Origin of the sequence: Nonomuraea sp. NPDC049152 (assembly GCF_040648355.1) — a bacterium.
GTDB lineage: Bacteria > Actinomycetota > Actinomycetes > Streptosporangiales > Streptosporangiaceae > Nonomuraea.
Genome location: NZ_JBEZDO010000011.1, coordinates 18634 through 30105, shown reverse-complemented (window position 1 = coordinate 30105; position 11472 = coordinate 18634). Strand labels below are relative to the sequence as shown.

8 protein-coding genes are annotated in these 11472 nt (G+C 70.5%); 7 read left to right on the top strand and 1 reads right to left on the bottom strand.

Annotation, left to right across the window (positions count from 1 at the left end; genetic code table 11):
• Positions 1-55: 55 nt before the first annotated feature.
• Together AB0B45_RS21070 and AB0B45_RS21065 are read left to right on the top strand one after the other, a co-directional pair.
• Positions 56-1174, top strand: a complete 1119-nt coding sequence (locus tag AB0B45_RS21070; protein WP_358132790.1) for a PP2C family protein-serine/threonine phosphatase — start codon at positions 56-58, stop codon at positions 1172-1174.
• Between the two features lie 104 nt (positions 1175-1278).
• Positions 1279-3420 (top strand): prolyl oligopeptidase family serine peptidase, encoded by a 2142-nt coding sequence (locus tag AB0B45_RS21065; protein WP_358132788.1) that lies wholly within the window; start codon positions 1279-1281, stop codon positions 3418-3420.
• Here AB0B45_RS21065 and AB0B45_RS21060 read toward each other — a convergent pair.
• The gene (locus tag AB0B45_RS21060; protein WP_358132786.1) at positions 3357-4439 is read right to left on the bottom strand and encodes an aminotransferase class V-fold PLP-dependent enzyme; all 1083 of its coding nucleotides are present in this window, start codon (positions 4437-4439) and stop codon (positions 3357-3359) included. The genes AB0B45_RS21065 and AB0B45_RS21060 overlap by 64 nt on opposite strands.
• 269 nt (positions 4440-4708) lie before the next feature.
• Here AB0B45_RS21060 and AB0B45_RS21055 point away from each other — a divergent pair, with 269 nt between their 5' ends.
• Genes AB0B45_RS21055 through AB0B45_RS21035 form a run of 5 tightly spaced genes read left to right on the top strand, consistent with a single transcriptional unit; the run spans position 4709 to position 11464 of the window.
• Positions 4709-5182 carry a hypothetical protein gene (locus AB0B45_RS21055; RefSeq protein ID WP_358132784.1) on the top strand — a complete coding sequence of 158 codons (474 nt, stop codon included), beginning with the start codon at positions 4709-4711 and terminating at the stop codon, positions 5180-5182.
• Positions 5182-6450 (top strand): hypothetical protein, encoded by a 1269-nt coding sequence (locus AB0B45_RS21050; protein ID WP_358132782.1) that lies wholly within the window; start codon positions 5182-5184, stop codon positions 6448-6450. Before AB0B45_RS21055 ends, AB0B45_RS21050 begins: the two co-directional genes overlap by 1 nt.
• Positions 6447-7673, top strand: a complete 1227-nt coding sequence (locus AB0B45_RS21045) for a VWA domain-containing protein (RefSeq protein WP_358132781.1) — start codon at positions 6447-6449, stop codon at positions 7671-7673. The genes AB0B45_RS21050 and AB0B45_RS21045 overlap by 4 nt, the downstream gene beginning before the upstream one ends.
• A 9-nt stretch (positions 7674-7682) precedes the next feature.
• Positions 7683-8786: an AAA family ATPase gene (locus AB0B45_RS21040; protein WP_358132779.1), complete on the top strand. Its 1104-nt coding sequence runs from the start codon at positions 7683-7685 to the stop codon at positions 8784-8786.
• Positions 8783-11464, top strand: a complete 2682-nt coding sequence (locus AB0B45_RS21035) for a DUF5682 family protein (protein WP_358132778.1) — start codon at positions 8783-8785, stop codon at positions 11462-11464. Before AB0B45_RS21040 ends, AB0B45_RS21035 begins: the two co-directional genes overlap by 4 nt.
• Positions 11465-11472: the final 8 nt, after the last annotated feature.

The following is an 11472-nucleotide window of genomic DNA, read 5'->3' as shown; positions in this document are numbered from 1 at the left end:
GGAAAGTCTGGTCGGCGGTTGAGTGGAGTTGACCAGGGGGTTCAGGAGGAGCGCGATGGCAGGACCAGGGGCAGGTGCCGCGGGGAACCGCGCGGCACACCTGATCATGACCGCGCTGCCGTACGTCATGATGGCGATCGTGACGGTGGTCGACCTGGCGTCAGGGCCCGAATTCGGATTCCTGTCCCTGCTGGCGCTCGGCCCGGCCTTCGCCAGCGTCGTGGGAAGCGTCAGGCGCACCGTGCTCATCGGGGTGATAGGGCTCGTGCTCTCCCTGCTGCTAGCCGTCTACGACAACCTGATCGGATCGCGCCAGAGCTATCAGAGCCTGCTGGTCATCGCGGGCGTCACCGCGGCGAGCCTGTTCGCCACGATCGGCAGGCAGCGGCGCGAACGCGAGCTGGCCAACGTGCGCTCGGTCGCCGAGGTGGCGCAGCGGGTGCTGCTGCGTCCCGTGCCGCGGCGGGTGGGACACCTGCGGGTCGCGGTCTCCTACACCTCGGCCGCGGCGGACGCGCGCATCGGCGGTGACCTGTACGAGGTCGTGTCGGGCCCGAAGGGCGTCAGGGTCATCGTCGGCGACGTGCAGGGCAAGGGCCTGGAGGCGGTGGAGACCGCGGCTCTCGTCCTCGCCGCCTTCCGCGAGGCCGCCCACGACGAGCCCGACCTGCTGGGGGTCAGCACCCGCCTGGAGAAGGCGCTCAACAGACGGCTCGAAGGCGAGGACTTCGTCACCGCCGTCCTGCTGGAGGCAAGCTCCGACGGCACGATGACGCTGCTGAACTACGGGCACCCCGCGCCGCTGATCCTGCACTCCGACGGCAGCGTCCGCTTCGCCGAGCCCAAGGAGACCGCACCGCCGCTCGGCATGGGAGTGCTCGACGTCGAGGGCCCCCTGCCGCACAGGGTCCTGTTCCGCCCTGGTGACCAGATGCTGCTCTACACCGACGGGGTCATCGAGGCGCGCGACCCCGAGGGCAGGTTCTATCCGCTGGCCGAACGGGCCTTCCTGCTGAAGGAGGACAACCCTGAGGCGGCGCTCGAGGCCCTGCGCGTCGACCTGGTCGCGCACGTCGACGCCCCGCTGCACGACGACGCGGCCCTGCTGCTGCTCCGTGTCTATGGGAGAGACCTGAAGAGCTGGGGCCGGACGGCGGCGCCACTCATGGGGTGACGGGAGAGATCGCAGACCGTGGTAAAGTGAAGTGACCAGTGAGGCCGCTTCCCGTGTGACGGGGGCGGCCATTCTGCTTTCTACGTGACGACGAAGGAAGTGGAATGACCAGCACATCACTGCCCCGCCAGCTCGCCCGCACCAGGCGCTTCACGCTCGGCGCCCCGGGAGCTCTCACCGTCTCGCCCGACGGCGGCACCGTCTTCTTCCTGCGCAGCAGGGCGGGCGACGATCCCGTCTCCTGCCTGTGGGCCCTGGACGTCGCGATGAGGGAGGAGCGGCTCCTCGCCGACCCGACGGCCCTCCTGGACGGCGAGGAGGAGCGGCTCTCGCCGGAGGAGCGGACCCGCCGCGAGCGCGCTCGCGAACTGTCGTCGGGCATCGTCGCCTACGCTGCCGACCGCGCCTGCGAGCTCCTGGTCTTCGCGCTGTCGGGGCGGCTGTGGACGGTCAGGACCGCTGACGGCGAGGTTCGCCGCCTTCCCACCGCCGAACCGGTCGCAGACCCGCGCCCCGACCCGGCGGGCCGGCGGATCGCCTACGTCAGCGGCGGCGCGCTGCGCGTGGTGGAGGCCGACGGCACCGCCGACCGCGCGATCGCGGCGCCCGAGGGAGCCGAGGTCACCTACGGACTCGCCGAGCACGTCGCGGCCGAGTCCATGGGCAGGCGCCGCGGCCACTGGTGGGCGCCCGACGGCCGCTCGATCCTGGTCGCCAGGGTGGACACCGCTCCCGTCCAGCGCTGGTACCTGTCCGATCCCGCCGACCCGTCCAGGCCGCCCGTCGCGATCCGCTATCCCTCGGTGGGCACCGCCAACGCGGAGGTGAGCCTGTGGATCGTGGGGGTGGACGGCGGGCGCGTCGCCGTACGGTGGGACACGGAGGGGTTCGAGTACCTGACCGCCGCGGGCTGGGACGCCACGGGTCCGTTCGCCGCCGTCCAGAGCCGCGACCAGCGGCACGTCCAGGTGCTCGGCGTCGACGCCGCGACGGGCGCCGTCGAGGTGCTCTCCGAGCGGCGCGACGCGGCATGGGTGACGCTCGTCGAAGGACTGCCCGCGCGCACGGCGTCCGGCGCGCTGCTGACCTGCGCCGACCTCGACGACACGCGCAGGCTGCTGAGGGAGGGGCGGCCCGTCACGCCTGACGGGCTCCAGCTCCACGCCGTCCTCGCCGTGGACGGCGAGACCGTCCTGTTCACCGCGTCGGACGAGCCGACCGAGACGCATCTGTGGGCGCACGACCCCGACCGCGGCCTGCGGCGGCTCAGTGGCGAGCCGGGCGTCCACGGCGGCGCCCTGCGGGGTGGCGCCACGGTCCTCGTCTCCCGCACGACGAAGGGCGAGCGTGTCACGGTCCTGCGCGAAGGGGCCGAGCTGGAGATCGTCTCGCACGGCGAGCGTCCGGTGCTCGACCCCCGGATGGAGCTGCTCAGCCTCGGCCCCAGGGCCCTGCGCGCCGCCCTGTTCCTGCCGTCGTGGCATCGCGAGGGAGACGGCTCGCTGCCCGTGCTGATGGACCCGTACGGCGGGCCCGCCATGCGCAAGGTGACCGCGTCGCTGTCCTGGCCGGTCTACGTCTCGCAGTGGTTCGCCGAGCAGGGCTTCGCCGTCCTCGCGGTGGACGGCAGGGGCACGCCGGGTCGCGGGCCCGCGTGGGAGAGGGAGATCCACCTCGACCTCGCGGGTCCCGTGCTCGACGACCAGGTGGCAGGGCTGCACGAGGCGTCGAGGCTGCGCCCCTGCCTCGACCTGACCAGAGTGGGCGTCCGCGGCTGGTCGTTCGGCGGCTTCCTGGCGACCATGGCCGTGCTGCGCAGGCCGGACGTCTTCCACGCGGCGGTGGCCGGTGCGCCTGTCACCGACCAGCGCCTGTACGACACCCACTTCCGCGAACGCCACCTCGGTCACCCCGACGACCACCCCGAGGCCTACGACCGCAGCTCACCGATCAAGGAGGCGGCGTCGCTGAGCCGTCCGCTGTTGCTGGTGCACGGCCTGGCCGACGACAACGTGGTGGCGGCCCACACGCTCAGGATGTCGGCCGCGCTGCTGGAGGCGGGCAGGCCGCACGAGGTGCTGCCGCTGCCCAGGGCGACGCACCTGGCGATGGCGGAGAACCTCCTGGTCCACCAGCTGGAGTTCCTGCGGCGCGCGCTGGGGCTCGGCCGGCCCCGGCGCGATCAGGACCTGGCCAGCTCGGCGACCGCGGCGGCCACCCTGTCGACCTCCTCCTCGGTGTTGTAGTAGTGGGGTGACAGGCGTAGCGCCCACTCGACGTCCTTGTCCGCGAAGTCGTACTGGGCGAACTCACGGAAGCTGAGCGCCGAGTTGATGCCGCGCTCGTCCATCGCCTGTTTGAACGGCTGCGGCCGCCATCCTTCGATCTCGAAGGTGACCAGCGCGGCGGGGCTCGGTCCTCTGTCGAGGGTGCGGACGCCGGGGACGGCGGCCAGCCGATCGCGTAGCCGCGCGGCGAGGGCGGGCGTGCGCAGGGAGATGGGTTCGAGACCGACGGCCAGCGCGTAGCGGGCGGCGGCTGCGCAGCCGAGCAGCGTGGAGTAGGGGAATTCCCACTCCTCGAAGCGGGCGGCGGTGTCGACCGGCTGGTAGCGGTCGGCCTCGACCCAGCGCGCGCCGTACATGTCGATGAACAGCGGCTCGTAGCCCTCGCGCAGGACCCGGTCGGAGACGTAGAGGAAGCCCGAGCCCCGCGGCCCGCGCAGGAACTTGCGGCAGGTGGCGGTGAGCAGGTCGCAGCCGATCTCCTCGACGTCGATCGGGTACTGGCCGACCGACTGGCAGGCGTCGACGAGGTAGAGCAGGCCGAGCTCGCGGCAGTGGCGGCCGAGCTCGGCGATCGGCTGGACGAGGCCCGAGTTGGTGGGCACGTGGGTGACGGCCACCAGCCTGGGGCGGAGCTCGCGCATGAGCGCGGCCATCGCCTCGACGTCGACGCCGCCGCCGTCGGGGTGGTCGGGCGCGTGCACGACCCTGACGCCGAAGCGCTTGCGCAGCGCCATGAAGGCGATCTGGTTGGAGATGAAGTCGTTGCGCGTGGTGAGGATGACGTCGCCCGCCTCGAAGGCGATCGCCGACAGCGCCTTGGTGTAGGCGTGGGTGGCGCTGCCGGCGAAGGCGATGTTCTCCGGGCGGCACCCGATGAGGTCGGCGATGGCGGCGTAGAAGTCGCGGACCTGCTCGGCCATGGCGGCCGAGGCCTCGTAGCCGCCGATCGTCGCCTCCAGGTCGAGGTGGTCGACCATGGCCCGGAGGACGGGGCGGGCGAGCAGGCCGCAGCCCGCGTTGTTGAAGTGGACGACCTTCTCGCAGCCCGGCGTGTCGGCCCTCAGCGCCGCGAGGTCGAGAAGCGATTCTCCGGTCGGCGCAGAAGCGCTTTTCTAGTTTCTCATGTCCTAGAGTAGCATTACTGGCTTAATCGCATGATCGAGAAGCGTGTCCGGACGTATCGGGAATGGGGTAAGTTCTCGGATCACTGATCGCCCACAAGCCGAAAAGGCCGGAGGTCGAGGACGTGAACGCGGACAGTCCCGCGTGGGAAATAAGCAGTGCGGTACGGGTGATCTCGCCCGTGCAACCACGCAAACTCGCCAAGGTGCCCTTCGTCGAACTGGCGGACGGGCGGCTGCAGGGCGTGGTGTCGAGCGGGTCCGACATCGCGAGGGTGTACGTCTCGTCGATCGCCGCGACGACCCATGAGTTCAACTGCAGTACGAACAACAACCGCCCGTGCGGCGGCCTGTACGGCGGGCCGTGCAAGCACCTGGACGCGCTCGTCGACGAGGCGATCGTGCAGTACGGCCTCGACCGGGTCGCCAGGTACCTGCGCGTCGAGGTCGGCGAGGGCGAGTATCTGATCCGCAAGCTGGAAGGCCGGCACGAGCCCGCTCCCGCGGCCATGGTGTTCAGCCGCTTCCTGCGCCATCTGGCCTACCTGGAAGTGCCGGAGTCCACCATGCCCGTCCCCGAGATGCATTGGTTCCGTTGATGCGACTGGACGCTCCCCCGCAGGGAGTCGAAGAGGCCCTCGAGGTCGTGACCGGGATCGACGAGGCCCTGACGCACGGGCTCGCGCGGTCCGGAGGAGAACGGCTGAAGGCGCTGGCGGATGCGCTCGCCACGACGCCGATCGGCCCGCGCGTGGCCGAGGCGACCGACAAGATCGCCGCGGGCTCCGTCGCCGAGGAGCACCTGTCGGCGCTAGCAGGTGGCAGGTCCGCGCTGCTCGGCGCGGTACACGACGCCCTGCTCGACCAGCTCGACAGCGCGCTGGGCCGCAAGCGGGCCCCCTTCGCCGCGGGCGAGAACACCTCGCAGGAGAACGAGAGCTGCAGGTCGTGGTTGAGCGAGCTGGCGATCACCGGCTGGCGCGGCGTCGACCACGACCTGGTCTCCGCCTCCTCGCAGGTGGTCGAGGGCCTGCTGGCCCAGCCCGCCACGCGGCGCCTGGCCGTCCTGCTCGACGGGCTGGCCGCCGAGCTGAGCGCCTCCTCTCCCGTCTCGGCGATGGATCGGCTGCCCGCGCGGCGATGGGCCGACCTGTGGTCCAGGGCCCTGCTGCTGTCGCAGGGCGGCTGGCCGGACGCCGCCGCCGAGGAGGTGTCGGGGCGGCTGCTGATCCTCGGCGTCGAGGTGCAGGAGCACGGCACCGCCGTACAGGTGCAGGTCCACGGGGTGCTGGAGACGGGCGAGCAGAACCTGCTGGTCCGCACCAGCGTGGTCGTCGCCAAGGTCGACACGATCGTCGGGCTCGCGCTGTGGCCGCTGCTCAGCGGGTACCCGATGCTGCTGAAGGCGCTGGCCGAGCAACGGGCCGTGGAGGTCAAGGACCTGACGCTGCTCAGCGGCGGCGACCTGCTGTGGCAGGAGGACAGGGTCACGCTGAAGGAGATCGCCGATCCGTTCGTGACGGCCAGGGTGCTGCTGCCCGAGGCGGTCGCGCCCGGCGTGGCGCCGCTGGAGCGGCATCCGGTGCGCATCGCCGAGCCGGTGCTGGTCGAAGGCAAGCTCGGCGAGTACACCATCGAGGGCCTGACCTCCGCGGGACCGATCACCGCGGACCTGGCCGCGGGCGCCACGGCGTGCGTCGGGCTCATGCGGTGGGACGCCGGGCGCTGGATCCTGCAGCCGCTCGCGGTGCAGAAGGGCAAGAAGTCGCCGCACAACGCGGAGCTGGCGCTCAGCCCCAAGGCCGTCAAGGCGGGCGACGCCGTGACCGTGCTCAGGGAACGAGCGGGACGGTTGCTGCGCAAATGAGCGACGAGAACAGAAGGCAGGTGCTCTACTGGCGCCTCCTGGCACGGCTGTTCGAGCCTGACGAGCAGCCCTCGCTCGAGTCGTCCAGCGTCGCCATCGTGGACGACCTCGGGCTGCCGACCGCGCTGCTCGACCCGTCGATCTCGATCGACAACCTCGTGCAGCGCTTCCCTGACCTGCGCGACCAGCTCGACAACCTCCACGACCTGGACAGCGTCCGCAAGGCGGCCCTGGTCAGCAAGCTGCTGCTCAACGTCTTCGACACCGGCTCGGGTACGGTCACCGCCACCCAGCTGGCCACGTGGAAGAAGGACGCGGCCTGCTATCAGGAGCTGATCGGCGACGAGGCGGGCCAGCTCGGTCAGATCGAGGGCGACCTGGTCAAGCGCATGCACCTCAGAGAGGTGCTGAACGACCCGAAGCTGGCCAAGCAGCTGACCCCGAGCATGTCGCTCATCGAGCAGCTGCTGCGCGACAAGGCCAACCTGTCGGGTGTCGCGCTGGCCAACGCCAAGGCGCTGATCCGCAGGTTCGTCGACGAGGTGGCCCAGGTGCTGCGCACCCAGGTCGAGAAGACCAGCGCGGGCACGATCGACAGGTCGGTGCCGCCCAAGCGCGTCTTCCGCAACCTCGACATCGAGCGGACGATCTGGAAGAACCTCACCAACTGGAGCCCGGAGGACGAGCGGCTGTACGTCGACCGCCTGTTCTACCGGCACACGGCCAAGAGGACGACGCCCGCGAAGATGATCGTGGTCGTCGACCAGTCGGGCTCGATGGTCGACGCGATGGTCAACTGCACCATCCTCGCCTCGATCTTCGCGGGACTGCCGAAGGTGGACGTGCACCTGGTCGCGTACGACACCCGCGCCCTCGACCTGACACCGTGGGTGAACGACCCCTTCGAGGTGCTGCTGCGCACGACGCTGGGCGGCGGCACCGACGGGACGGTCGCGATGGCCCTGGCCAGGCCGAAGATCACCGATCCGCGTAACACCGTCATGGTGTGGATCTCCGACTTCTATGACAATCGGTCGCTGATCACCGACTTCGAGGCGATCCACCGCTCGGGGGTGAAGTTCATCCCCGTCGGTTCGGTGAACAGCTCGGGTCAAGCGAGCGTGGACCCATGGTTCCGCCAGAAGCTCAAGGACCTGGGCACTCCGGTAATTTCCGGACATATCCGCAAACTTGTGTTCGAGCTCAAGAGCTTTCTCTCCTAGGAGCCCCTGTTGCTGCGCGCCCCCGCTGAAACCAAGTACGCCGAAGAGCTCGACTACCTGGAGTCGATCGACAAAGGCCCCAAGCCGTTCTCGTGGCGGCTCAGCCCCCGCATGGTGCGGATCTTCGTGCTCGGCTCCGAGCGCTCCGACGGCATCGACCGCGAGATCCCGCAGAAGTGGTTCGGCGACCGCAGCTTCGTCGAGCGCGCCATCGTCACGCTGGCCTCCGACCGCGGCCTGCTGCTGATCGGCGACCCCGGCACGGGCAAGAGCTGGCTGGCCGAGCTGCTCGCCGCCGCCGTCTGCCGTAACTCCACACTGGTGGTCCAGGGTACGGCCGGCACCACCGAGGACCACATCAAGTACTCGTGGAACGTCTCCATGGTCATCGCCAAGGGCCAGTCCCGCGAGTCGATGATCCCCTCGCCGATCATGACGGCGATGGAGCAGGGCGTGATCGGCCGCTTCGAGGAGCTGACCAGGTCCACCAGCGACGTGCAGGACGCGCTCATCTCGATCCTGTCCGAGAAGTACGTCTCCATCCCCGAGCTCGACGACGACAACATCGTCTTCGCCCAGCCCGGCTTCTCGATCATCGCCACGGCCAACAGCCGCGACAGAGGTGTCAACGACCTGTCCTCCGCGCTGAAGCGCCGTTTCAACTTCGTCCGCATCCCCGTCGTGACCAACAAGAAGAGCGAGGCGGAGATCGTCCGCTTCCGCACGAAGGAGCTGCTGCGCAGGCACCAGATCGAGCTGGACGTGCCGCCCACGCTGCTGGACATCCTGCTGCAGAGCTTCTCCGACCTGCGCGCCGCGGCCGCCTCGGCCACCAGCGACGACCAGAAGCTGGAGTCGGCGCTGTCCACGGCCGAGCAGATCGGCGTGCTCGAGGACGCCATCCTGCACAGCAACTTCTTCGGCGACCGCACGCTGCGCGCCCAGACACTGGCGGGCTCGCTCGTCACGTCGCTGGCCAGGCGCAGCCCCGAGGACCTGGCGATCCTCAACAAGTACTTGCACGGGATCGTCGAGCCGCGCAGCAAGAAGGACGGCGGCGAGTGGCCCGAGTTCCTCGAAGGCGGTCGTCAGGCGATCGCCACGCTCTCATGAGCGGACCCTTCGACCCGCTGCGCGAGCAGCTCTCCACGGCGGCCGAGGCCTTCGCGGGCGACGGAATCCTGCCCGGCATGGTCGACGACGTCGAACGGGCGCTGGCCGGGGAACTGGAGATCTTCCCCGTCTGCCACCACTCGCCCGCCTCCGGGCTGGCGATGGTGCGCAGGCTGAGGGAGAAGCAGCCGAAGGTCATCTACCTCGAGCTGTGCGAGGACCTGCGGCCCGTCCTCGACGAGCTGGTCAACTGCCGTCTCCCTGTGGCGTTGCAGGCCTTCGCCACCGACATCGAAGGCTTCCCTCCCGAGTGGGCGCCCCTGAGCGTGATCGCGCCCATCACCGAGGCCTCGGCCGAGTACCAGGCCATCGCCTACGCGCTCGAGACGCCCGGCGTCGAGATCGTGCTGGTGGACCGCTCGGTCGACCACGTCTTCCAGTGGGAGCCCCGTGAACGGGGTGGCAAGGCCGTGGACACCGTGGGCGTCGAGATCGGCGACCTGCGCCCCCGCTTCGCCGAACTGGAGGAGCACCTGCTGCACCACGGCAAGGTGCGCCACTGGTCGGAGTGGTGGGACCAGTACGTCGAGCAGCCGCTCTCCGGCGCGGACTACGACACCTACCGGCAGGTCATGGTGCTGATCGGCAGCCTGTTCCGCCGCCTGCGCCCCCACGGCAACGAGGTCGACGAGGACCGCGAGCGCTACATGTGGACCCGCATGCGCGAACACCTCGCCGCCACCGGCGCCGACCCCGCGACATGCCTCTACGTGTGCGGCGCCTTCCACGCCGCCAGCCCGGTGATGGGCGAGCACCTCGACATCACCCCCCGCACGGAGACGCGCTGGCTGTACGGGCTCATCCCCTCCAGCCACTCGCAGATCGAGGAGCAGTTCGGGCTGGCGCCAGGCTCGGTGTCGATCGCCTCGGCGACGTGGGACAAGGCGGTCCAGCGCGGCGGCGTCACGCCGTTCCAGCTGGGGAGCAAGCGCAAGGGCCGCGCCAAGCCGCCCGCCGCGCCCCAGCCGGTCACCGACCGGCTGTCGGGCTTCCTGCGGCAGCCGCCGTCGCTCGACGGCTTCGACGAGGCCGAGCTTCTCGGCTGGTGCGTCGACATCGTACGGCTGGCCCGCCGCAACGGTTACCAGTCCAGCACCGCCGACGCCATCGCCGTGTACGAGACGTCGATCCTGCTGGCAGGCATGCGCAACAGGAAACGGCCCACGCCGTACGACTTCCAGGACGCGGCCGTCACCTGCATCGAGAAGGACGTCGTGCCGGGCAGGCGCGACGTGCGACGCTTGTGCGAGATCATGCTCGGCGGCGACAGGATCGGCCAGGTCGGCTACGACTCGCTGCCGCCGCTGGCCCGCGACATCCTCGACCGCCTCGCGCCGCTCGGGCTCGACCTGGAGAAGCGCACGCTGTCCAGGGCGCTGATGAACCTCGACGCCAACCCCGAGCTGGTGCCGTGCTCGGACCTGCTGTGGGTGCTGCGCTACCTGCTGCCCGAGGGCGCGGTGAAGCCCATCATGGGCTCGCGCGTGCTGGGCGAGCGGTCGATCCAGGAGAGCTGGGACCTGTGGCTGGGCAAGCACCAGCGGGACCTGATCGAGCTCGGCTACGAGGGCGTGACCGTCGAGCAGGTGCTGGAGAAGCGGCTGCGCACGGCCGCGTGGGATCAGAAGGCGACCGCCGCCAAGGTGCTCGCCGCGGTCGAGGACTCCATCCTGTTCCTGGGCGGGCGCAGGTTCACCGACGAGCTCGGGGCGCGGGCGGTGGAGCTGCTGTCCGCCGAACGCACCGTCGACGACGCGCCGGAGGTGCTGCGCAGGATCAGGCGGCTGCTGGCCTACTACCGGTCGGCGGGCAACGGGCTGCCCGCCTGGTGCGAGGCGTTCGTCACCACGGGTTACGCGCACTACTGCACGCTGCTGCCCACGGCCTTCGTCGACGAGGAGTCAGGCGTCAGGCAGGTCGGCGCGATGCTCGGGTTCCTGTTCTCCATGGAGAGTCTCGCGCTGTCCCTGGGCTGTGACAGGGCGCAGCTGGAGCTCGCGGTGCAGCAGTCGCATCCCGAGGCTCCTGCGAAGGTGGCGCTGCTGTGGACGGCGAAGTTCCAGCTCGGGCTGCTGTCCATGGCCGGGCTGCGCGCGCTCACCGACGAACTCCTGGACAACCCGCTCGTCGTGCCGTCGGTGCCGCTCTACGTCTCCGGCTTCGTGCAGGCGCTGGAGTCCGCTCCCGTGCTGACGTCCTTCGTGGTCGAGGTGCTGTCGAACGCGTTCGGGCGGCTGCCCGACGACGTGCTGCTCCCGTGGCTGCCGAAGCTGATCGCCGCCCTGCGCAAGGAGGCTCCCGAGCTCGTGCCCGCGCTGGTGCGCGAGGCGGGCCGTACCTTCCCCGGGACGCTGGCCGCGGTCGACGCATGGGTGCCGCCGTGGTCGACGCAGGCGGCTGCGCCGTCGTCGTCCGCGCTCGTGGCGGCGGGTCCGGTCAGCGAGCTGCTGGCCGCCCATCCCGCGGCCACGGACGCCGTCGCCGCCGTGCTCGGCTGCTCGGGCGAGTGGCGGCAGGGCGGAGGCGCGGGTGAGGGTGCGGGCGCCGAGTACGTCGAGGTCGCGGCACTGCTGGCCGCCCACCCCGACAGCGCCGACGCCTTCGCGGCCCTCCTCTAGGGCGGGGC